Source organism: Streptomyces sp. B21-105 (assembly GCF_036898465.1).
GTDB lineage: Bacteria > Actinomycetota > Actinomycetes > Streptomycetales > Streptomycetaceae > Streptomyces.
Window position 1 is genome coordinate 6,471,179 of the sequence record NZ_JARUMJ010000001.1, and the last position, 22,987, is coordinate 6,494,165.

19 protein-coding genes are annotated in these 22,987 nt (G+C 70.6%); 11 read left to right on the forward strand and 8 right to left on the reverse strand.

From position 1 onward, the window contains the following. Positions 1-271: 271 nt before the first annotated feature. The gene (locus QA802_RS29270; protein WP_334528693.1) at positions 272-1,792 is read right to left on the reverse strand and encodes an MFS transporter; all 1,521 of its coding nucleotides are present in this window, start codon (positions 1,790-1,792) and stop codon (positions 272-274) included. A 97-nt stretch (positions 1,793-1,889) separates the two neighbouring features. On the opposite strand from QA802_RS29270, the gene QA802_RS29275 reads away from it, so the two are divergent. Then, positions 1,890-2,480 carry a TetR/AcrR family transcriptional regulator gene (locus tag QA802_RS29275; protein ID WP_334528696.1) on the forward strand — a complete coding sequence of 197 codons (591 nt, stop codon included), beginning with the start codon at positions 1,890-1,892 and terminating at the stop codon, positions 2,478-2,480. A gap of 31 nt (positions 2,481-2,511) precedes the next feature. On the opposite strand, the gene QA802_RS29280 is transcribed toward QA802_RS29275, so the two are convergent. Further along, positions 2,512-3,693 carry a PucR family transcriptional regulator gene (locus QA802_RS29280; RefSeq protein WP_334528699.1) on the reverse strand — a complete coding sequence of 394 codons (1,182 nt, stop codon included), beginning with the start codon at positions 3,691-3,693 and terminating at the stop codon, positions 2,512-2,514. 145 nt (positions 3,694-3,838) lie between these two features. Here QA802_RS29280 and QA802_RS29285 point away from each other — a divergent pair, with 145 nt between their 5' ends. The 8 genes from QA802_RS29285 to QA802_RS29320 all read left to right on the forward strand — a co-directional run bounded on the left by QA802_RS29285 (position 3,839) and on the right by QA802_RS29320 (position 13,842). Next, positions 3,839-4,765, forward strand: coding sequence for a proline dehydrogenase family protein (locus QA802_RS29285; protein ID WP_334528702.1), 927 nt, complete (start codon positions 3,839-3,841; stop codon positions 4,763-4,765). 45 nt (positions 4,766-4,810) lie between these two features. After that, a complete protein-coding gene (gene pruA, locus QA802_RS29290) occupies positions 4,811-6,451 on the forward strand; it encodes an L-glutamate gamma-semialdehyde dehydrogenase (protein ID WP_334528705.1) in 1,641 nt (546 codons plus the stop codon). Between the two features lie 81 nt (positions 6,452-6,532). Next, positions 6,533-7,357 carry an alpha/beta fold hydrolase gene (locus QA802_RS29295; protein ID WP_334528708.1) on the forward strand — a complete coding sequence of 275 codons (825 nt, stop codon included), beginning with the start codon at positions 6,533-6,535 and terminating at the stop codon, positions 7,355-7,357. Between the two features lie 231 nt (positions 7,358-7,588). Then, positions 7,589-7,720, forward strand: coding sequence for a hypothetical protein (locus QA802_RS29300; protein ID WP_334528711.1), 132 nt, complete (start codon positions 7,589-7,591; stop codon positions 7,718-7,720). Positions 7,721-7,929: 209 nt separating this feature from the next. After that, positions 7,930-8,973 carry a 3-isopropylmalate dehydrogenase gene (locus tag QA802_RS29305; protein WP_334528714.1) on the forward strand — a complete coding sequence of 348 codons (1,044 nt, stop codon included), beginning with the start codon at positions 7,930-7,932 and terminating at the stop codon, positions 8,971-8,973. A 253-nt stretch (positions 8,974-9,226) separates the two neighbouring features. Continuing rightward, the gene (locus QA802_RS29310) at positions 9,227-10,315 is read left to right on the forward strand and encodes a branched-chain amino acid aminotransferase (RefSeq protein ID WP_334528717.1); all 1,089 of its coding nucleotides are present in this window, start codon (positions 9,227-9,229) and stop codon (positions 10,313-10,315) included. Between the two features lie 456 nt (positions 10,316-10,771). Continuing rightward, a complete protein-coding gene (gene cimA / locus QA802_RS29315) occupies positions 10,772-12,376 on the forward strand; it encodes a citramalate synthase (protein ID WP_334528720.1) in 1,605 nt (534 codons plus the stop codon). Positions 12,377-12,492: 116 nt separating this feature from the next. Then, positions 12,493-13,842, forward strand: a complete 1,350-nt coding sequence (locus tag QA802_RS29320; protein WP_334528723.1) for a hypothetical protein — start codon at positions 12,493-12,495, stop codon at positions 13,840-13,842. A 73-nt stretch (positions 13,843-13,915) separates the two neighbouring features. Here QA802_RS29320 and QA802_RS29325 read toward each other — a convergent pair whose 3' ends face one another. Both QA802_RS29325 and QA802_RS29330 read right to left on the reverse strand, forming a co-directional pair. Next, positions 13,916-14,554, reverse strand: coding sequence for a hypothetical protein (locus tag QA802_RS29325; RefSeq protein ID WP_334528726.1), 639 nt, complete (start codon positions 14,552-14,554; stop codon positions 13,916-13,918). A 104-nt stretch (positions 14,555-14,658) separates the two neighbouring features. Then, complete coding sequence (locus QA802_RS29330; protein WP_334528729.1) at positions 14,659-15,261, reverse strand: YceI family protein; 603 nt, start codon at positions 15,259-15,261, stop codon at positions 14,659-14,661. A 322-nt stretch (positions 15,262-15,583) separates the two neighbouring features. Here QA802_RS29330 and QA802_RS29335 point away from each other — a divergent pair, with 322 nt between their 5' ends. Continuing rightward, complete coding sequence (locus tag QA802_RS29335; protein ID WP_334528732.1) at positions 15,584-17,188, forward strand: acyl-CoA carboxylase subunit beta; 1,605 nt, start codon at positions 15,584-15,586, stop codon at positions 17,186-17,188. Between the two features lie 57 nt (positions 17,189-17,245). Beyond that, complete coding sequence (locus QA802_RS29340) at positions 17,246-17,440, forward strand: acyl-CoA carboxylase subunit epsilon (RefSeq protein ID WP_057580470.1); 195 nt, start codon at positions 17,246-17,248, stop codon at positions 17,438-17,440. A 172-nt stretch (positions 17,441-17,612) separates the two neighbouring features. Here QA802_RS29340 and QA802_RS29345 read toward each other — a convergent pair whose 3' ends face one another. The 4 genes from QA802_RS29345 to QA802_RS29360 form a co-directional block, all read right to left on the reverse strand. Next, positions 17,613-18,194: a GTP-binding protein gene (locus QA802_RS29345; RefSeq protein ID WP_026248371.1), complete on the reverse strand. Its 582-nt coding sequence runs from the start codon at positions 18,192-18,194 to the stop codon at positions 17,613-17,615. Further along, complete coding sequence (locus QA802_RS29350) at positions 18,175-18,762, reverse strand: DUF742 domain-containing protein (protein WP_319171056.1); 588 nt, start codon at positions 18,760-18,762, stop codon at positions 18,175-18,177. Before QA802_RS29350 ends, QA802_RS29345 begins: the two co-directional genes overlap by 20 nt. Positions 18,763-18,858: 96 nt before the next feature. Beyond that, positions 18,859-19,272 carry a roadblock/LC7 domain-containing protein gene (locus QA802_RS29355; RefSeq protein ID WP_037781109.1) on the reverse strand — a complete coding sequence of 138 codons (414 nt, stop codon included), beginning with the start codon at positions 19,270-19,272 and terminating at the stop codon, positions 18,859-18,861. Positions 19,273-19,282: 10 nt separating this feature from the next. Continuing rightward, positions 19,283-22,663 (reverse strand): sensor histidine kinase, encoded by a 3,381-nt coding sequence (locus QA802_RS29360; RefSeq protein WP_334528735.1) that lies wholly within the window; start codon positions 22,661-22,663, stop codon positions 19,283-19,285. Positions 22,664-22,987: the final 324 nt, after the last annotated feature.

Consider the following 22,987-nt stretch of genomic DNA (forward strand, 5'->3'; position numbering starts at 1 on the left):
GGCTGCCGCCCCCAGGCCCCCGCTTCGGCCCTGAAGGGGCCTCGTCCTCAATCGCCGGACGGGCTCAATTTCCTGAACGTGGCGTGACGGTGCACGCCGGGCGGGCCGGATTTGCTGAACGTGGCGTGACGGTGGACGCCGGGCGGGCTGGATTTGCTGAACGTGGCGTGACGGTGGACGCCGGGCGGGCTGGATTTGCTGAACGTGGCGTGACGGTGGACGCCGGGCGGGCTGGAGTGATCCAGTCCGCCCGGCGTTTTCGTTTGTGCCGTCACTTGTCGCCGACGCGACTTTGTCGCAGTGTCGTCGTCGCCGCGGCCGCGGCACCCGCGAGGACCACCGTTCCCGCGATCGCCGCCCCCTGCATGCCATTGGTGAAGGCTTCCCGGGCGGCTGTGGCCAGGGCGTCTCCCGTGCGCCCGGGCAGGTGGCCGGCGACGGCCAGGGCGCCGCCGAGGGTCTCGCGGGCCTCCGCCGGAGCCGAGGACGGCATGCCGTGGCGATAGAGCGCCGTGCCGATGGAGCCGAGGACGGCCATCCCGAGAGCGCCCCCGAACTCGGCGCCCGTCTCCAGCAGCGAGGACGCCGAACCCGCCCGCTCGACCGGGGCCGCGCTCATCGCCAGGTCCGTCATCTGGGAGAGGACCATGACGATGCCCGAGGCGAGGACCCCGGCGGCGGTCAGCACGAGCCACATCGAGTCGGTGCCGGCGAGGGCCAGCAGGCCGTAGCCGGCCGCGCCGGTCGCGAAGCCGGCCGTGACGACGTGGGCGCGGTCCACGCCCTTCTGGACCAGGGACGTGGCCAACGGGGCCGCCATGCCGATCGGCACCGAGGGCAGCAGCGCCCACAGGGCCGCCTCCAGCGCGCTCTTGCCGAGGACCGACTGCAGGTACTGCGTGGTGAAGAAGGCCGACCCCAGCATCCCGAACGACGAGACGAGGTTCAGGACGACGGCGGGGGCGAAGCCGGGCCGGCGGAACAGGGCCGGGGAGATCATCGGGTCGGCGGCCGTGCGCTGGCGGTGGACGAAGAGGGCCGCGAAGAGCAGGCCCACGGTGACCGAGAGGACGTACTCGACGTGCCAGCCCTCGGACGTGATCTCCTTCAGGCCGTAGATCACGGGGAGCACGGCGGCCATCGACAGCGGGACGCTCGGCCAGTCGAAGCGGCCCGGGGCGGGGTCGCGTGACTCGGGCAGCAGCACCGGGCCGAGGACGAGCAGCAGGGCCATCGCGGGCAGGTTGACCAGGAAGACCGAGCCCCACCAGAAGTACTCGACCAGCACGCCGCTCATCACGGAGCCGAGGGCGATGCCGCCCGTCATCACCCCGGACCACAGGCCGATCGCCTTGGCGCGCTGGCCGGGGTCGGTGAACATCGTGCGGATCAGGGCCATCGTCGAGGGCATCAGGGTCGCGCCGCCGATGCCGAGGACCGCGCGGGCCGCGATCAGGGTCCCGGCGCTGTCCGCGTAGGCCGCGATCAGCGAGGCGGCGCCGAAGGCGGCCGCGCCGGTCAGCAGCAGCCGGCGGCGGCCGATGCGGTCGCCCAGGGAGCCCATCGTCATCAGGAGGCCCGCGAGGACGAACGCGTAGATGTCGAAGATCCACAGCTGCTGGGTGCCGCTGGGGTGGAGGTCCGCACTGATGGCCGGGATCGCGAAGTAGAGGACGGAGACGTCCATGGAGACCAGGAGCAGCGGCAGCATCAGCACGCCGAGGGCGGTCCATTCGCGGCGGCCGGCGCGGGGCGCCGGGGTGGTGGCGGTGCTCGTCGGGTTCGTCGTCATGACGGGGACTGTACGGACGTATTAAACGGTTGTCTAGAACGATTGTGTAAATCAAGCGTCTAGGACGGTTGTATGGATCGGGGGATAGGGTGACGCCATGGGACATCGTGAGGATCTGCTCGAAGGCGCCAAGCGCTGCCTGCTGGAGAAGGGGTTCCTGCGGACGACCGCACGGGACGTCGTCAAGGAGTCGGGGACCAACCTGGCGTCGATCGGCTACCACTACGGCTCCAAGGACGCCCTGCTGGCGCAGGCCTACATCTCGTTGATCGAGGGCGTCGGCGACGACTTCGACCCTGGCTGGGGCGGGGGCGGCGAGGCGACGGCGCCCGCGGGCTCGCTGGAACGGTTCCAGGAGGTGTGGGCGAGCATCATCGACTCGGTGCCGCGGACGCGGGCGATCTGGCTGATGAGCTTCGAACTCGTCGTCCAGGGCGACCGGCTCCCCGAGGTGCGCAAGCTGCTGGCCGAGGCGCAGGAGGAGGGTCGGTCGGGGATCGTGCCCCTGTTCAACGGCGTCCCGGAGGCCGAGCTCGACAAGGAGACCGTCGACACGGAGGGTCGCTTCTACCAAACCCTCCTCAACGGGCTCATGGTCCAGTGGCTCTTCGACCCGGAGACGGCGACCGACGCGGCCCAGCTCACCGAGGGGCTGCGGCGGGTGATCGCGGGCGCGAAGAAGGAATGAGCGGCAAGGAGTGGAGGAACGGCCGGGGCGGCTAGAGTCGGCCCGCCTTCAGTGTCATGTGCAGCAGAAGCCGGTCCTCGCCGTCGTCCAGGTCCAGGCCCGTCAGCTGCTCCACCCGCGACAGTCGGTAGTACAGCGTCTGCCGGTGGATGCCCAGTTCGGCGGCGGTGCGGCCGGCCTGGCCCGCGCAGTCGAGATAGACCTCGGCCGTGCGGGCCAGTTCGTGGTGGGCGGGGGAGGTCAGCGCGCGTACGGCGGGGTCCTGGGCGCTCGCCGGGGGCAGCGAGGTGAGCAGACGGTACGGGCCGATGGACGCCCACCGCGCCACGGGCCCGAGCCGTGGCTCCGCCAGCGCCGCCCGCGCCGACGCCGACGCCTCCTCCCAGGCCGCGCCGAGCCCCGCCAGACCGACGCGCCCGGCCGCGACCCCCGCCGCGACTTCTCCCGCCGCCACCTCCCTCGCCCGCTCCAGCAGCCGGGCCGCCGCCGACGTCGCCGGGGTGAGGGCGTCCGCCGAGCGCAGCCGGACCAGCAGCGCCAGCGACTGGGACTCTCCGTCCCGCGGCACCGTGCACAGTGCCGTCGCCCCCGGCAGGGTGCGCGGCGAGGGGGCGTCGTCAGGGTCGGCGGACGGCCAAGGGGTCACGCACACCATCGTGTGCGGGCCGTCCGCGCGGGCGCCGAGCGCGGTGCGCAGCTCCGCCACCACCGCGTCCCGCGGCCAGCCGGGCTGCGCGGTCAGCACCGCCCGCAGCTCCCGGGTGAGGTCGGCACCGTGCTGGGCCTCGTCGGCGAGCAGGGCGCCGATGCGGGCCGTCACCTCCATCGCGGCCGCCAGCTGGGCGTCCGACGGCCCGGGCTCGTCGTCCAGCAGCCAGACGTAACCGAGGACGACCCCTCGATGGCGTGCGGGGAGGCAGACGCGCCCCCGGTACACCCCGGCCTCCGGGGTCGGCGGGATCCGGACCGGACCGCCGGCCCGGGTGATGCCGAAGCCCTCGAACCACGAGCGGACGGCGGCAGTGGAGCGGCGGGTCAGGATCGAGCGGGTGCGCACCGGGTCCAGCGCGGACGCGTCGAGCTCGCCCTCGCTGTCGTACACGCCGAACGCGATCAGCTCGAAGTCGCGGTTCTCCAGGGTCGCGGGGGCGCCGAGCAGCTCCGAGATCTCGTCGACCAGTTCCTGGTAGTCACCTTTGTTGTCGCCCGTCACGTGGGCATTCTCCCTCAGTCCGCCGATCCTTCATACATCTGTCTGAGATCTGCGGCACGGATGCGTGACAGCTGTCGATGGCCCACGATCGGAGGGATCCTTAGGTTTCACGGTGGTTCTGTCTGCTGGTCTGTGGAGGTGCCCCGTGCTGGGTCCCGTGATTCTCGCCGCGTCGCGCAGCGACCGGATGCGACGCCTGATCTCGGCGGCCCCGGTGACGAGACAGGTCGTCAACCGCTTCATCCCCGGCGAGACGGTCGACGACGTCGTCCCGATCATCGAAGAGCTCACCGGCCGGGGTCTGGAACTGACGATGGACGTCGTCGGCGAGGACATCACCACCCCTGAGCAGGCCTTCGCCGCCCGGGACGCCTACCTGGCGCTGGTCGACCGGCTGGGGGAGCTCGAGCTGGGCGAGCGGGTCGAGATGTCCGTCAAGCTGTCCATGTTCGGCCAGGCGCTGGACGGAGGGCACGAGTTGGCCCTCGCGGGCGTCCGTCCGGTCGTCGAGGCGGCCGCCGCCGTCGGCACCACCGTCACCCTCGACGCCGAGGACCACACCACCCTCGACTCGATGTTCGCCGTCCACGAGGAACTGCGGAAGGACTTCCCGCAGACCGGCTGCGTCATCCAGGCCTACCTCTTCCGCACCGAGGCCGACGCCCGCAGGCTCGCCGCCGGCGGCAGCCGGGTACGGCTCGTGAAGGGCGCCTACAAGGAGCCCGCCGAGGTCGCCCACCAGCACAAGCACGAGATCGACAAGGCGTACGTCCGGATCCTGCGGACCCTGATGGAGGGGGCGGGGTACCCGATGATCGGGTCCCACGATCCGCGCCTGATCTCCATCGGGCAGGAACTCGCGCGCAAGGCCGGCCGCAAGCCCGACGAGTACGAGTTCCAGATGCTGTACGGGATCCGGAGCGACGAACACCTGCGGCTCGCCGCCGAAGGACACCGCATGCGCGTCTACACCGCGTACGGCACCGACTGGTACGGCTACTTCATGCGCCGCCTCGCGGAGAAACCGGCGAACCTGCGTTTCTTCGTGCGCTCGATGGTCAGCAAGGGCTGAGCCCACCCCCGCTCGCAACACGCTCAGTAAGGAGTTACCGACCTCATGGACGCTGTGACCCAGGTCCCCACCCCCGTCAACGAGCCGGTGCGCGGCTACGCCCCCGGCTCGCCCGAGAGGTCCCGGCTGGAGGCCAGGCTCAAGGAACTGGCCGACAACCCGATCGACCTGCCCTGCACCATCGGCGGCGAGCGCCGGATGGGCGGCGGGGAGCGTTTCGACGTCGTTCAGCCGCACCGTCACAAGGCCCGCCTCGGCACGTACGCCAACGCCACCCGGCAGGACGCGCAGGACGCCGTCGACGCGGCCCTCGCCGCCGCGCCCGCCTGGCGCGCGATGTCCTTCGACGACCGGGCCGCGATCATCCTGCGCGCCGCCGAACTGCTCGCCGGCCCCTGGCGGGAGACGCTCGCCGCGTCCACCATGCTCGGCCAGTCGAAGACCGTCCAGCAGGCGGAGATCGACTGCCCCTGCGAACTCGTCGACTTCTGGCGCTTCAACGTCGCCTACGCCCGGCAGATCCTGGCCGAGCAGCCCCCGGCCAACTCCCCGGGCGTCTGGAACCGCCTCGACCACCGCCCGCTCGAGGGCTTCGTCTACGCGATCACGCCGTTCAACTTCACGGCGATCGCGGGCAACCTGCCGACCGCGCCCGCGCTGATGGGCAACGTGGTCGTGTGGAAGCCGTCCCCGACGCAGACGCACGCCGCCGTACTGCTGATGCGGCTGCTGGAGGAGGCCGGGCTGCCCAAGGGCGTCATCAACCTGGTCACCGGCGACGGCCTGGAGGTCTCCGAGGTCGCCCTGAACCACCGCGACCTCGCCGGCATCCACTTCACCGGCTCCACCAAGACCTTCCAGCACCTGTGGAGGACGGTCGGCGCCAACATCGAGAAGTACCGCACCTACCCGCGTCTGGTCGGCGAGACCGGCGGCAAGGACTTCGTCGTCGCCCACCCGAGCGCCGACCACGCGGTGCTGAAGACGGCCCTCACCCGGGGAGCCTTCGAGTACCAGGGCCAGAAGTGCAGCGCGACCTCCCGGGCCTACATCCCGGCGTCGATCTGGAACTCCGGCTTCAAGGAGGAGTTCGCGGCCGAGGTCGACGCCCTCACCATGGGCGACGTCACCGACCTGTCCCACTTCATCGGGGCGGTCATCGACGAGCGTTCCTTCGCCAAGAACAAGGCCGCGATCGACCGCGCCGAGGCGGACCCGGCCTGCACGATCGTCGCGGGCGGCACCTACGACCACTCGGTGGGCTGGTTCGTGCGCCCGACCGTCGTCGAGTGCACCGACCCGGAGAACGAGGTCTTCACCACCGAGTACTTCGGCCCGTTCCTCGCCGTGCACGTGTACGACGACAGTTCGGCCGAGGCGTACGACGCCATGCTGACCCAGATGGAGTCGGTCTCGGACTACGCGCTCACCGGCTCGGTCATCGCGAACGACCGCGCAGCCGCCGCGTACACGATGGAGAAGCTGCGCTACGCGGCCGGCAACTTCTACATCAACGACAAGTCGACCGGCGCCGTCGTCGGCCAGCAGCCCTTCGGCGGCGGCCGCGCCTCCGGCACCGACGACAAGGCCGGCGCCCCGCAGAACCTGATGCGCTGGACGCTGACCCGCGCCATCAAGGAGACGCTGGTCCCGCCGACCGACCACACCTACCCGCACATGGGCTGACGGCGCACAGCGCATCCGCGCACCCGCGCACCCGAACGGGCCGGTCTTCCGCAGACCCGGCCCGTTCGGCACACTGCCCGCATGGAGAGCGTGCTCGCGGACGACGGAGTCCGCCTGTGGGCGTCCCGCAGCGGCACCGCCGACCCGCTGGTCCTGTGCCACGGCGGACCCGGGCTGTGGGACATGTTCGAGGACCTGACGGCCCTGCCCGCCCCGCTGTCCGACGCGATCCGCTGGGATCAGCGCGGCTGCGGGCGCTCGCAGCGGTGCGACGGGCCGTGGACCACCGAGCGGTTCGTCGCCGACCTGGAGGCCGTACGGCGGCACTTCGGCCTCGGGAGGATGACCCTGCTCGGGCATTCCTGGGGCGCGCAACTGGCGTTGAGCTACGCCCTGGCCCACGCCGGGCGGGTGCGCGCGCTGATCTACGTGAGCGGTACGGGCATCGGCCCCGACACCGACTGGCACCCCGCCTACAAGGCGAACTTCCTCGCCCGGCTCGGCGAGGCCCCCGAACTGCTCGCCCGTTGGCGGGAGGCGCCGAACGGCAGCCGTGAGCGGGCGCTGATCCAGTGGTCCGTGGAGTTCGAGGACCGACGGCGGGCCCCGGAACACGCCGAGCGCATGGCCGACCCCTGGTTCGGCGTCAACACCGTGTGCAACGCGGCGCTCAACGCCGAGCGCGCACGGGACTGGGGCACCTGCGAGCTGTACGCGGCCTGCCGGCGTCTGGAGGCGCCGGTGCTGATCGTCGACGGCGCCCGGGACATCCGGCCCCGCTCGGCGGTCGACTCGCTGGAGCGCGCCCTGCCCCATGTGCGCCGGGTGACCCTGGCGGGAGCGGGCCATCTGCCGTGGGCGGAGGACCCCGAGGGCTTCCGCAACGCGGTGGCGTCGATCGTCTGACCGGCGCCTCTGACCGGCGCCGTCTCAGATAGTAGGAAGTCCGAGTAATTGTAGAGACAGGCGCGCGCTCCTCGCTTAGCTTTGTAGGAGCCGAACGTCTCGCTCGACCAAGCGAATGGCGGTCGAGAGCCGGGCCCCGTGCAGGCAACCCCTGCGGCCCCCGCTCCCCGCCTCTTCCGGCGTCTCGCATCCCCTTTGGCACTCCCTGGATTTCGAAGGAGTCGATTCCCCATGGCCGAGACGACCGTCCGCCGCCGAGTCCGTCACATCTCCCGTGCGAGCGAGTCCGACCGCAGGAACGCCGCCGCCGCCCTGCAGCGCGCCCTCGACCGCCGCGACAACGGAGGCGAGACCGGACACTGAGCCGGCCCCGCCCCCCGCAGTCCGGGAGCCGCACCCACGTGGGGCGCGGCGCGGGCGCCCGAACGGGACTTCGGGCCCCGCGCCGCACCTCGCCTCCCGCCGCACCCTTCAACTCCCTGCCGCCCCCGCCGGGCGTACCGACACGTCGGGGGATGTCCGGATGGCGGACGGTCCGTGTCATCACCTGGGACGAGGAGTAGGGTTCCCGCATGTCTCGCAGCCTCAATCTCGCAGTGATCCCCGGTGACGGCATCGGCCAGGAGGTCGTGGCCGAAGGTCTCAAGGTCCTCTCCGCCGTCCTCCCGCAGGACGTGAAGCTGGAGACCAAGGAGTACGACTTCGGCGCCCGGCGCTACCACGCCACCGGTGAGACCCTCACCGACGCCGACGTGGACGCGCTCAAGCAGCACGACGCGATCCTGCTCGGCGCGATCGGCGACCCGAGCGTCCCCTCCGGCGTCCTGGAGCGGGGTTTCCTGCTCAAGCTGCGCTTCGCCTTCGACCACCATGTGAACCTGCGTCCGTCGAAGCTCCTGCCCGGCGTGGCCACCCCGCTGGCCGGTCAGCCCGAGATCGACTTCGTCGTCGTCCGCGAGGGCACCGAGGGCCCGTACACCGGCAACGGCGGCACGATCCGCAAGGGCACCCCGCACGAGGTCGCCACCGAGGTCTCCGTGAACACGGCGTTCGGCGTCGAGCGCGTGGTCCGCGACGCGTTCGCCCGCGCCCAGGCCCGCCCCCGCAAGAAGCTCACGCTCGTCCACAAGAACAACGTGCTGGCCTTCGCCGGTCACCTGTGGACGAACGTCTTCAACCAGGTGGCCGCGGAGTTCCCCGACGTCACCACCGACTACATCCACGTCGACGCGGCCACCATCTACCTGGTCACCGACCCGGGCCGGTTCGACGTCATCGTCACCGACAACCTCTTCGGCGACATCATCACCGACCTCGCCGCGGCCGTCTCCGGCGGCATCGGCGTCGCCGCCAGCGGGAACATCAACCCGTCCGGCGAGTTCCCGTCCATGTTCGAGCCGGTGCACGGCTCGGCCCCGGACATCGCGGGCCAGGGCAAGGCCGACCCCACCGCCACGGTCCTGTCCGTCGCCCTGCTCCTGCGCCACCTCGGCTACGAGGCCGAGGCCGCCCGCATCGAGGACGCCGTCTCCGCGGACCTCGGGGAGCGCGGCTCGCTGCCCGCGCGCAGCACCTCCGAGATCGGCGACGCGCTCTCCGTACGAGTAACCGGCTGACCCGCGCCGCTCGAGAGCCTGCCTCGAAGCCGCCGGGTCGCAAGCGCGCCCGGCGGCTTCCGCATGTCCCCCGCCGGGTGTCACCATCAACCCTGGGTCGCATTCACGCCGTTTTTCGGCCGTCGCCCGTCTCTTGCGATAATCGAACGCGGAGCCGCGGTATGAGGGAATGCTCGGACGTCCTACCACCGGCCATCGGCCGTACGGACGTGAGCGCGGCCCGTCACACACAACCGGTGAAGGACAACCACTCATGACGACGCCCACGATCGAGCTCAAGCCCTCCGCCAGCCCCACCTCCGCCGCCGAGCGGCAGGCCGTCCTGGCGAACCCCGGCTTCGGCCGCCACTTCACCGACCACATGGTGACGATCAAGTGGACCGAGGGCCGCGGCTGGCACGACGGCCAGCTCGTTCCGTACGCGCCGATCCCGCTCGACCCGGCCACCAACGTCCTGCACTACGCGCAGGAGATCTTCGAGGGCCTGAAGGCGTACCGTCGCCCCGACGGCTCCGTCGCCACCTTCCGGCCCGACCAGAACGCCAAGCGCTTCCAGCGCTCCGCCCGCCGGCTCGCCATGCCCGAGCTGCCGGTCGAGACGTTCATCGAGGCCTGTGACGCGCTCGTCGCCCAGGACAAGGACTGGGTGCCCGCGCACGGCGGCGAGGAATCCCTCTACCTGCGACCCTTCATGATCGCGACCGAGGTCGGCCTGGGCGTCAAGCCGGCCAACGAGTACCTCTTCCTCGTCATCGCCTCACCGGCCGGCGCCTACTTCCCCGGCGGCGTCAAGCCGGTCTCCATCTGGGTCTCCGAGGACCACGTCCGCGCCGTCCCCGGCGGCATGGGCGACGCCAAGACGGGCGGCAACTACGCCGCCTCGCTGCTCGCCCAGGCCGAGGCCGCCGCGCAGGGCTGCGCCCAGGTCTGCTACCTCGACGCGGTCGAGCGCACATGGGTCGAGGAACTCGGCGGCATGAACCTGTACTTCGTCTACGGAAACAAGATCGTCACCCCGTCCCTCACCGGCTCGATTCTCGAGGGCGTCACCCGCGACAGTCTCCTCGCCGTCGCCCGCGACCTCGGCTACGAGGCCGAGGAGGGCCGTGTCTCCGTCGACCAGTGGCAGCAGGACTCCGCCGCCGGCACCCTCACGGAGGTCTTCGCCTGCGGCACCGCCGCCGTGATCACCCCGGTCGGCACGGTCAAGCGCACCGGCGGCGAGTGGCAGCAGTCGGGCGGCGAGCCCGGCGAGGTCACTCTCCGGCTGCGGCAGGCCCTGCTGGACATCCAGCGCGGCACGGCCGAGGACAAGCACGGCTGGATGCACCGCCTGGGCTGACCGCCCGCACGCCCACCCCGCACGCGCGCTGCCCGCACGCCCCACCGGGCCGGGCCGGGGCCGCACCGGACGTCACCACGTCCCGGCCGGCCCCGGCCGGGACGTGCCGTCGCCGTGGCCCGATGAGCGTCTCCCGGCAGAGGTCCGGGCACACGCCGCTCGCATCCTGAGACACCGGGTGAGCAGGCGGACGGACTGTGTCAGACTTCCCCCGTGCTCTCGTTCGCCACGATTATTGGCAGCAGGCGCGCCGGTCCGCAGTGACCGCCACGTACGACCAGGTACGGGCGGCCATCGTCGTCCTCGACCCGCGCGCAGACCTCTCGCACCCGCGAGGGGTTTTTCGCTTTTCTGGCACCACCCACAGCCAGGAGCGAGAGCGCGAGGGAGCATGGGGGGATGGTGGAGCCGGTCATTCCGGTAACGACCGAGGTCCAACACAGGAGTCTTCAGACCATGACCGCAACCAGCGAACTCGACGATTCGTTCCACGTCTTCGACACCACCCTGCGGGACGGCGCCCAGCGTGAGGGCATCAACCTCACCGTCGCCGACAAGCTGGCCATCGCCCGTCACCTGGACGACTTCGGAGTGGGGTTCATCGAGGGCGGCTGGCCCGGCGCCAACCCGCGCGACACCGAGTTCTTCGCCCGTGCGCAGGAGGAGATCGACTTCCGGCACGCCCAGCTGGTCGCCTTCGGCGCGACCCGCCGGGCCGGCGCGAAGGCGGCGGAGGACCCCCAGGTCAGGGCGCTGCTGGAGTCGGGTGCGGGGGTCATCACCCTGGTCGCGAAATCCCACGACCGGCATGTGGAACTGGCCCTGCGCACCACGCTGGACGAGAACCTGGCCATGGTGAGCGACACCGTGTCCTTCCTGAAGGGCGAGGGCCGCCGGGTCTTCGTCGACTGCGAGCACTTCTTCGACGGCTACCGCGCGAACCCCGAGTACGCGAAGGCGGTCGTGCGGGCCGCCGCCGAGGCCGGCGCCGACGTGGTCGTCCTGTGCGACACCAACGGCGGCATGCTGCCGGGGCAGGTGCAGGCGGTCGTCTCCACCGTCCTCGCCGACACCGGCGCCCGGCTCGGCATCCACACCCAGGACGACACCGGCTGCGCGGTGGCGAACACGCTGGCCGCGGTGGACGCGGGCGCGACGCACGTGCAGTGCACGGCGAACGGCTACGGCGAGCGGGTCGGCAACGCGAACCTCTTCCCGGTGGTCGCCGCCCTGGAGCTCAAGTACGGCAAGAAGGTGCTGCCCGAGGGGCGGCTGCGCGAGATGACCCGTATCTCGCACGCGATCGCCGAGGTCGTCAACCTCACCCCGTCCACGCACCAGCCGTACGTCGGCGTCTCGGCCTTCGCCCACAAGGCCGGCCTGCACGCCTCGGCCATCAAGGTCGACCCCGACCTCTACCAGCACATCGACCCCGAGCAGGTCGGCAACACCATGCGGATGCTGGTCTCCGACATGGCCGGCCGCGCCTCGGTCGAGCTCAAGGGCAAGGAACTCGGCGTAGACCTGGGCGGCGACCGCGAACTGGTCGGCCGGGTCGTCGAACGGGTCAAGGAGCGCGAACTGCAGGGGTACACCTACGAGGCGGCGGACGCCTCCTTCGAACTGCTGCTGCGCGCGGAGGTCGAGGGCAGCCCGCTGAAGTACTTCGAGGTGGAGTCCTGGCGGGCCATCGTCGAGGACCGCCCCGACGGCAGCCACGCCAACGAGGCCACCGTCAAGCTGTACGCCAAGGGCGAGCGGATCGTCGCCACGGCGGAGGGCAACGGACCGGTCAACGCCCTCGACCGCGCGCTGCGGGTGGCGCTGGAGAAGATCTACCCGCAGCTGGCCAAGCTCGAGCTGGTCGACTACAAGGTCCGCATCCTCGAGGGCGTCCACGGCACCCAGTCCACCACCCGCGTCCTGATCTCCACGACGGACGGGGCGGGGGAGTGGTCGACGGTGGGCGTCGCGGAGAACGTGATCGCCGCGTCCTGGCAGGCTCTGGAGGACGCGTACACGTACGGACTGCTCAGGGCGAGCGTGACGCCGGCGGAGTGACCGGGCCGGCGGGACGTCCCGGCAGGAACCGCGGGAACCGCGGAACGGCAGGACGGCAGGAACGGCAGGACCGCGCGCAGCTGACTGGTTTGGTGTGCTTCGGGTACTTTCGAGATATGAAGGTCGTGTCATCGGCCCGGAGCCTCCTCTCCCTGGTGGCCGCACTCGTGCTCGCCGTCCTGGCCCTGCTGGCGGCGGGCGCCCCGCGCGCCGACGCGGCCACCGACGTGTCGGCCGTCGCCGAGGCCCTCCGCGACAGCCCGGTCTACGTCGACCCCGAGGCGAGGGGCCAACTGTCCCAGGCGGACGCGCACGCCCTCCAGCAGCAGATCGAGGACGCCGGCAAGCCGCTGTTCATCGCGGTACTGCCGGCCGGCTACCCCATGGCGGACCTCTTCACCGATCTGCGGACCGCCACCGGCGTGACCGGCGCGTACGCGATCCGCCTCGGCGACCGCTTCGACGCCCGGGCCGACTCCTCGGTGCTCTCCCGCACGGCCGTCCAGAACCTGGTCACCAGCGTCCGCTCCGAGCCTGACGCGTCGGCCCAGCTGGCCGACTTCACCGACCGCGCCCTGCTGAACATGGGCGGTTCGGCCCCCGCGAGCTGGGGCTCCTCGGACGGCGACGGGGTCTCGCAGACCGCGCTGATCACGGCGGGCGTGGTGCTGGCGGCGGGCGGGGCCGGCGCGTACACGCTGGTGCGCCGCAACCGCCGGCGCCGCGCGGACGAGCAGCGGGCCGCACTCGACCGGCTGCGGGTCGTCGTGGACGAGGACATCACCGCGTTCGGCGAGGAACTGGACCGGCTGGACTTCCATCCGGCCGAGCCGGGCGCCGACGACGCCATGCGCGCCGACTACGAACGTGCTCTGGACGCCTACGAACAGGCGAAGTCGGCCATGGCGTCGGCCGCGCGCCCCGAGGACGTGCGCGGTGTCACCGAGGCCCTGGAGGACGGCCGCTTCTCCCTCGCCCTGCTCGCCGCCCGCCGGGAGGGACGGCCGCTGCCCGAACGCCGTCCGCCCTGCTTCTTCGACCCCCGCCACGGCCCTTCGGTCGGCGACGCCACCTGGACGCCGACCGGCGGGGCCACGCGTGAGGTCCCGGTCTGCGCCGCGGACGCGACCAGGCTGGCCGACGGCCGCGATCCGGTGATCCGCGAGGTCGACAGCGACTACGGCCGCCGCCCCTACTGGGAGGCGGGCCCGGCCTACGGCCCCTGGGCGGGCGGCTACTTCGGCGGCGGCATCCTGCCCGGCCTCCTCGTCGGCACGATGCTCGGCTCCATGATGGCCACCCCGTCCTACGCCCACGCCTACGGCGACGGATACGGGGACTTCGGCGGCGGCTACGACGGCGGCGACGTCTCCGGAGCCGACTTCGACCCCGGTGACTTCGGTGGCTTCGGAGACGGCGGGGGAGGAGGCGACTTCGGCGGGGGCGACTTCGGCGGAGGATTCTGACGCCCGAACGCCCGAACATCCGACGTCCCGCCTTCCGGTTCGCAGCCCCGCACCGCCGCACGCAGCCCCGCTCTCAGTCCTGCACCGCCGCCTTGGCGAATCCCAGCACGCCGTCGAAGTCGATCGCGCCGGGGTCGCCGTGCGTGTTCTCGGGCACGTGCATGTGTCCGCACACCCCCTTGAAGGCGTTCCACCGCTGCCCGCTCATCCGCTGGCCGCCGCCGTTCCCCGCCGACTTCGGGTAGGCGGGCCACAGCGCCGGGCCGCGCAGCGGCACATGGTGGTGGATGTTCATCCACGCCAGGTACTGGGCGACGGCGCGCAGCGCCCACTCCGGGGCCTTCGGCCAGTACAGGTGCGTCTGGCCGCGGGCCGTCCACTTGGCGTGCAGGCTCGGATCGCAGGTGCCGACGAGTTCCACCTGGCAGACGTTCAGGGTGTTCGTCTCGACGCCGCCGCGCAGGTTGGCCAGGGCGCGCGAGGAGATGTCGATGTCGAAGTGCTGGTACCACTTCAGCCGCTTGGCGGCGAAGTCCGGCACCGCCGTCAGGTTGGGTGCGACGGAGCCGCCCTGGTAGTCGGGCAGCGAGCGGCCCTCGGTGGTGTGCAGGACGACGACGTTGACCTCCATGCGGTCGCCGCCGAAGTCGTCCTGGTACCAGTGGTCGCGGTTCGCGCCGGGATAGTGCTGGGGTCCGGTCCTGGTGCTCATACCTCGTGACTGTGACACAAGGCACAAATCGGGGCCGGAAGCTCTTTGCTTCCGGCCCCTTTCTGCTGTTTTCTGATGTTTTCTGCCATGCCGTGTCAAAGCGCCTACGCGTTCTTGATCGCCGAGATGTCGAAGTTCAGCTTGATCTTGTCCGAGACCAGGACGCCACCCGTCTCCAGCGCTGCGTTCCAGGTCAGGCCCCACTCCGAGCGCAGGATCTCCGCCTTGCCCTCGAAGCCGACGCGCTCGTTGCCGAACGGGTCCCTCGCGGCGCCGTTGAACTCCAGGTCGATGGTGAGCGGCCTGGTGACGCCGAGGATGCTCAGATCGCCGGTGACGCGGTAGTCGTCGCCGGCGGACTCGACGGACGTGGAGCGGAAGGTCATCGCCGGGAACTCGTCGGTCTTGAAGAAGTCGGCGCTCTTGAGGTGGCCGTCGCGGTCGGCGGACCCGGTGTCGATGCTGTCCATCCTGACGTCGATGGAGGCGGTGGACCGGGACGGGTCGGCGCCGTCCAGCTGCAGAGAGCCGGTGAACTCGTTGAACTTGCCCTTGACGTTGGTGACCATGGCGTGCCGGGCCGTGAAGCCGATCGTCGAGTGTGCCGGGTCGATCGAGTAGACGCCGGTCAGCGCGGCGAGCTCGGGGCTCACCGTGGCGGTGGCGGCGGCGGAGTCGTCGGTGTTCTTGCGGCCGAAGATGCTCATGGGATGCTCCTTGGGGGACGGGGGAGGCCCGGTTTGTTTAACCTTCAATGACTCCAACGTGGGCGGTCGCGAACCTATTCCGCAGGGGCTGCCGGACTCGCCGCATCACTCGACCGGCCGAAGCAGAACCGCGTCGCGCACCCCGGATGTGAGGCGGATCGCACCCGCGGTCTTTGTGCGACCCCCACAAGCGCGAGGCCCTCTGAGCAGTCGGAACGGCTGCACGCCCGCCGGGTTCTGTTCGGTGGTACCAGGAAAACGCTTCGGAGACTGTACGGAGTCGACGTCTCGCTTTCCTTGGCGGGCTTCGTAAGGTCGCTACATGACCGTTTTGGAAGAGACGACGGGCGAACTGACCGCCGAGCCTTCGGAGCCCACGGACGCGCGCGGCCGGGTGGCCGAACTGCACGGGATCCGTGCCCAAGCCCTGGCCGGTCCGAGCGAGAAGGCGACCCAGGCGCAGCACGCCAAGGGCAAGCTGACCGCCCGGGAGCGGATCGAGCTGCTCCTGGACCCGGGGTCCTTCCAGGAGGTCGAGCAGCTGCGCAGGCACCGCGCGAGCGGCTTCGGCCTCGAGGCGAAGAAGCCGTACACCGACGGTGTGATCACCGGCTGGGGCACGGTGGAGGGCCGCACGGTCTTCGTCTACGCCCACGACTTCCGCATCTTCGGCGGCGCGCTGGGCGAGGCCCACGCCACGAAGATCCACAAGATCATGGACATGGCCATCGCGGCCGGGGCTCCGCTGGTCTCGCTCAACGACGGCGCCGGCGCCCGTATCCAGGAGGGCGTCTCCGCGCTCGCCGGGTACGGCGGCATCTTCCAGCGCAACACCAAGGCCTCCGGCGTCATCCCGCAGATCTCCGTGATGCTCGGCCCGTGCGCGGGCGGCGCGGCCTACAGCCCCGCCCTGACGGACTTCGTGTTCATGGTCCGTGAGACCTCGCAGATGTTCATCACCGGCCCGGACGTCGTCAAGGCGGTCACCGGCGAGGAGATCACCCAGAACGGCCTCGGTGGCGCCGACGTGCACGCCGAGACCTCCGGTGTCTGTCACTTCGCCTACGACGACGAGGAGACGTGCATCGCCGAGGTGCGCTACCTCCTGTCGATGCTGCCGCAGAACAACCGCGAGAACCCCCCGCGCGCCGAGGCCGGCGACCCGGCCGAGCGTCGCGGCGACGTCCTGCTCGACCTGGTCCCGGCCGACGGCAACCGCCCGTACGACATGACCAAGGTCATCGAGGAGATCGTCGACGACGGCGACTACCTCGAGGTCCACGAGCGGTGGGCGCGCAACATCATCTGCGCGCTGGCCCGTCTGGACGGCCGCGTCGTCGGCATCGTCGCCAACCAGCCCCAGTCGCTGGCCGGCGTGCTGGACATCGAGGCCTCCGAAAAGGCCGCCCGCTTCGTGCAGATGTGCGACGCCTTCAACATCCCGATCGTCACCCTGCTCGACGTCCCCGGCTTCCTGCCCGGCGTCGACCAGGAGCACGGCGGCATCATCCGGCACGGCGCGAAGCTGCTCTACGCCTACTGCAACGCGACCGTCCCCCGTATCTCGCTCATCCTGCGCAAGGCCTATGGCGGCGCCTACATCGTCATGGACAGCCAGTCCATCGGCGCGGACCTCACCTACGCGTGGCCGACCAACGAGATCGCCGTCATGGGCGCCGAAGGCGCGGCCAACGTCATCTTCCGGCGGCAGATCGCCGGCGCGGAGGACCCCGACGCCATGCGGGCCCGCATGGTCAAGGAGTACAAGTCCGAGCTGATGCACCCGTACTACGCGGCCGAGCGCGGCCTCGTCGACGACGTCATCGACCCGGCGGAGACCCGCGAGGTCCTGATCCGCTCGCTGGCGATGCTCCAGTCCAAGCACGCCGACCTGCCGTCCCGCAAGCACGGCAACCCTCCGCAGTAACACGGCGGACCCCCAGCGGCACCCCTGCGGAAACCTCATCCACGGAGACTGAGACCCATGAACACTCCCGACATCCGCGTCGAGAAGGGCCACGCCGAGCCCGAGGAAGTCGCCGCCATCACGGCGATCCTCCTGGCCCGCGCCGCCGCCCGCACCTCCGAGCCCGCCCCGGACCGCCGAGGCCGCCACAAGGCCGGCTGGCGCCGTCTGGAGCGCGAGGGCGGCTTCCGCGCCCCGCACAGCTGGCACTGACCTCCCACGACACGGAAGGGCCCCTCTCCGAGAGAGGGGCCCTTCCGCATGTCCGGGGCGCGATGTCCGGGCGGTCTTCGGGGCGCGGGGAACTGTGCCACCGCCCACCGGCCACCGACTGCCCGGCTGACGGCTCAGCACCGCCGCGGGCAGCCCGTGGCCGCGCCGACGCCTACCGCAACCGCGCCATCAGGGCGTGCTCCACGAGGGTGATCAGCGCCGACTTGGCGTCCGCGCGATGACGGGCGTCCGTCGTGATGATGGGGGTGTCGGGGCCGATCTGCAGCGCCTCGCGTACCTCGTCCGGGTTGTACGGCTGGTTGCCGTCGAAGCCGTTGAGCGCGATGACGAAGGGGAGACCCGAGTTCTCGAAGTAGTCGACCGCGGGGAAGCAGTCGGCGAGACGGCGGGTGTCGACGAGGACGATCGCGCCGATGGCGCCGCGCACCAGGTCGTCCCACATGAACCAGAAGCGGTCCTGGCCGGGCGTGCCGAACAGGTACAGGATCAGGTCCTGGTCCAGGGTGATGCGGCCGAAGTCCATGGCGACCGTGGTGGTCGTCTTGTCCCCCGTGTGGGTGAGGTCGTCGATACCCGCCGACGCGGACGTCATGACGGCCTCGGTGCGCAGCGGATTGATCTCCGAAACAGCCCCGACGAACGTGGTCTTGCCCACGCCGAAGCCGCCCGCCACCACGATCTTCGCGGAAGTGGTGGAGCGGGAGGGACCCCCGCTAGAGCTTGCGAAGTCCACTGAGCACCCTTTCGAGCAGTGTCACGTCTGGCTGGCCGCCGGCGCTCTCGTCGCCGCCGGGCTGATGGATGGCGACCAGTCCCGCTTCCGCCAGGTCGGCGACGAGGATCCTGGCCACACCGAGGGGGATGGTCAGCAGCGCCGAGATCTCGGCGACCGACTTGATCTCTCGGCAGAGGTTGCAGATCCGCTGATGCTCGGGCAGCTGGCCCTGCATCTGATGCGGCTGCGCGGTGGTGTGCACCAGCGCCTCGATGGCGAGCTGGTAACGCGGGCGGGTCCGGCCACCGGTCATGGCGTACGGACGCACCAGCGGGTTGTTCGACGAACCGGCAGGCGCCGGTTCCGGGGCGCGGCGGTGCGGCTGCACCGGCTGGATACGCGGGGAGTGCGGCTGGTCGTACGGGGACGGCCCCGGGCCCTGCGGCCCCTGAGGCGCGTACGGCCGTTGCTGGCTGGGCGCGGAGGGGAAGTCGTAACGGTTCGGGTTCTGGGAACCGTCGTTCTGGCCCTGGGCAGGACCGTACGACCAGTTGCCCGAATGCGAACCGCCTGGGGGTGTTGCCACTCTCTCTCCTCCTCCGACTGTGCCCTGGCACCCATCACGTGGAGCCGCGTCCCGAAACACTACGGCCTCGGGACGCCAAAACGCACCGTCCGTTTGTTAGTTGAGAAGGCTCCCTTGGAGCTCCGCTCGAAGATCGGGCGTCAGGACCGAACCGGCTCGGTCCACCAGGAGGGCCATCTCGTACCCGATGAGGCCGATGTCCGCCTCGGGGTGTGCGAGCACCGCGAGCGAGGAACCGTCGGACACGGACATGATGAACAGGAATCCCCGCTCCATCTCCACAACCGTCTGGTTCACGCTGCCTCCCTCGAAGATCCGGGAAGCGCCTGCCGTCAGGGACGTCAGACCTGAGGCGACGGCCGCGAGCTGGTCGGCACGGTCGCGGGGGAAGCCTTCGGACATCGCCAGAAGGAGTCCGTCGGCGGAGACCACCACCGTGTGGGACACCCCCGGGGTGTTGTCCACGAAGTTGGTGATCAACCAGTTCAGGTTCTGTGCCGCCTGGCTCATCGGGCTCACACTAACGCTCCTGGTTGTAGGTGCTGTCAGGCCCACCGTGAAGATTCCCAGTGGCCTGGCCGTTCGTTTCACTGCTTCCTGCGTTGCGTCCGCGCTGGACGCCGCGACGCAGGTTGCTCAACCTGCCTCGGACGTCCTCCGGGGCGCGGGAGACCTGTGGGCCTCCCTGGGGGGTGCTCTCGGCGGCGCCTTCGATGAGGTTGGCCTTGGGCACCCGCCGCGGCAGACCGGAGGAGGTGACCCCGCCCGCCTTGGGCTTCTTCAGAGCGGAGGCCTGCTGCCAGCGCTCGTCGTTCGCCGACCGCCAGGTGTCGCCGCCGCCGTTGCTCTCCGAAGAGGAGGCCGGCGCTTCCTGCTTCGTGGCGGGCCGTGCGCCGTTCGGACCGCTTGCGGTGGATCCGCGGCGGGGCAGACCGGCTTCGGTCAGCGCGTGGGAGGCGGCGGGGGTCGATCCCGGACGATCGAAGCCTACGCGGTTCTGCTCACCCGCGTCAGCGGCCTGCGTGGATTCCGCTTCGGGAGCGTACTGGTCCGGGTAGCCGTTCTGGTAACCGTTGCCGTGACCGTTCTGCTGCGGCCAGTCGTCCTGGTAGGACTGCTGCTCCTCGTACGGCGAGAAGCCTTCGGACGCGGCCGGTTCGGCAGCCGTTCGCTCCTCCTGGACGGGCTCCGCATACGCGGGGTCCGGGTAACCGCCGTTCGAAGAGAACCCGTCGCCCTGCGGCAGGCCGTTCCGCGGGGCGAAGGAGTCGCCCTGCGAGGCGAAGGAGTCGCCCTGCGGCGTCCCGCCGTTCGGCGGGAAGTACGGGTCGTCGTACGCCGGGCGCGGCTGCTCCTGGTACGCCGTCTGCTGGTCGAACGAGGCGGGCTGCTCGGCGTAGCCGGTCGCACCGTTGTCGTAGTGGCCCTGGGCGCCGCTGCGGGCCGGGTCGTAACCGCCCTGTCCGGCTTCGTAGCCCTGCTGTCCCTGGCCGGCGTCGTAGTTCTCGCCGTAGGGGGAGACCTCGGCGGACCGGTGCGGCTGCGCGGACTGCTGGTCCGGCTGGCCCGACTGGGACTCCAGGGCCGCGCGGCGCTCCTCGCGCATCAGGGACCGGCCCACCGGGTCCAGGTCGCGGATGTCGTCGGGGACCTCGTAGCGGCTGTCGTCGAAGCCGAGCTCGGCGGCGGTGCGCATCGGCAGACCGTTGCTGAAGTCCTCGCCGGCGCCGTAGTTCTGCTCCGGGATGATCTGCGAGACGGTGAACTCGTCGCGGTCCGGCTGGTGCTGCTGTTCGCCGCCGCCGCCGTGGGTGATCGCGTCGGGCAGCATGACCAGCGAGGTGGTGCCGGCCTGCTCGCCCGAGGGCCGCAGCTGGACGCGGATGCCGTGCCGGTCGGACAGTCGGCCGACCACGAACAGGCCCATACGCTGGGAGATCGCGGCGTCCACGGTCGGCGGGTTGGCCAGTTTGTGGTTGATGTCCGCGAAGTCCTCGGCGGTCAGGCCGATGCCCTTGTCATGGATCTCGATCATCACGCGGCCGTCCGGAAGACGGGTGGCCGTCACGCGGACCTTGGTCTGCGGGGAGGAGAACGTGGTGGCGTTCTCCAGCAGCTCGGCGAGCAGGTGCACGAGGTCGGTCACGGCACGGCCGTGGATCTCGGCCTCCGGGACGCCCGACAGCTCGATGCGCTCGTACTGCTCCACCTCGGAGGAGGCGGCGCGCAGCACGTCGACCAGCGGGACCGGCTGGTCCCAGCGACGGCCGGGCTCCTCGCCCGCGAGGACCAGCAGGTTCTCGCCGTTGCGGCGCATACGGGTCGCGAGGTGGTCCAGGCGGAAGAGGTTCTCCAGCTGGTCCGGGTCGGCCTCGTTGTTCTCCAGGTCGGTGATCAGGGTCAGCTGGCCCTCGATCAGCGACTGGTTGCGGCGCGAGAGGTTGGTGAAGATCGCGTTGATGTTGCCCCGCAGCAGGGCCTGCTCGGCGGCGAGCCGGACGGCCTCACGGTGGACCTGGTCGAAGGCACGGGCGACCTCGCCGATCTCGTCCGTGGTGGTGATCGGGATCGGGGCGACCCGGGTGTCGACCCGGCCGGGGTCGGTGCGGGAGAGCTGGTCGACGAGCATCGGCAGCCGCTGTTCGGCGATGCCGAAGGCGGCGTTGCGCAGCTGGCGCATCGAGCGGCTCATCTGGCGGGCCACCGCACCGGCGAGGATGAACGCCAGGAGCAGGGCGACGACCACGGCGGCGCCGGTGATGATCGCGGAGGTCTTGGCGTCCGCCGCGATGTCCGACGCCTCGGACACGGCCGTGTCGGTCAGGTCCGACTCGATCTGCCGGTAGGCCTCGTACTTCAGCGTGGTGACCGCCCACCAGTTCTCTATGCTGATGCCCTTTTCGGCGAGGGCGGCGCGCTCGGCGCCGTCCCTGCTCCGCATCGTGGAGATGGCGACGACCATGGTCGTCGGGTTGGCGGGCGGCGGAACGTAGTCCGGGTTCTTCTGCTTCGCCTCGGCGGCCTGCGCGGCGCCGTCGCTCTTGATCTTCGCCTCGGCGTCCTGCAGCTTCTGCGCGTCGGCCTCGGTGCCGCCGCCGACGTACTCCTCGATGGCGATGCCCTCGAGGTAGGCGTAGGAGGAGAGGGAGACCTTCTGCTTGGCGAAGTCGTCGTCCCGCGGGCCCGGCTTGATCAGCAGGTGCATGCCGATCGAGCGTTCCAGCGACATCGCGGCCTTGGTCAGCGAGATCGCGTAGACGGTGCGGCCGTAGGAAGTGATGTTGCCGGTGCCCAGACCGAGCTCGTTGGAGAACTCCATCAGGGGGTGCGCGATCGCTGTGTAGCCCTCTTCGGTCTGTACGCCCGACAGTTTGGAGGTGTAGGCGGCCGCGCGCAGCGGCGCCAGCTTCGTCTCCGCGTCGCGGAACAGCTTCAGCCGGCGCTCCAGACCGGCCTTCGCCGGCATGTTCTTCGCGGCCTCGTCGAAGGCGTTGGCCGCGTCGTCGGTGACCTTGCGGGCCGCGGTGACCGTCGCGTCGTCCTGTTTGCCGGCGAGCAGGGGCGCGGCCGAGATGTCGCGCTCCTTGTAGATGGCGTCGCCGTAGCTGAGCGAGGCCCGCACCAGACGCGCGGTGTTCTCCGCGTCCTCGGCCTCCTGCCAGGTGTCGATCGAGCTCTTCACCTGGAAGCCGCCCATGACCAGGCCGACCACCACGGGTATGAGCAGAATCGCGTTCAGCCGGGTCGGCACCCGCCAGTTGCGCGGGGAGAGCCGGCTGCCGCCTCTGGCGGACGCGGCCGTCGGCTCCGAGCCGGGCACATGGGCGGGCGCCGCTCCGCGCGGCGGCGGCGTGAAGTTGCCCCGGGCCGCAGGCTCGGGACTTTTCTTGCTTCGCCTCACTCGACCAACAACCTCTCGGCGGTCGGCACCTTCGTCGTGCCGCTGTGTCTCAGAGCCCGGTCAGCCATCGACCATGAGTACGTCATTGACTATTGGGCAGTTCAGGCATTCCAGCATGACGACCAGTCCTCTTCCAAACATGGAAGGGAGAGGGTTCGACGTGATGTAAACCCCAGATAAAACGGTCAAAAAGAACGAGCCCCGCCAAAAGACGGGGCCTTCATGCGCACAGTGAGACCGAGCGACCGCGACGCGTGGCGGGACAGGTCGATTCCTCTGCCGAAACGTTATGAACACCGGAGCCGACCGTGTCAAAGCCCACAG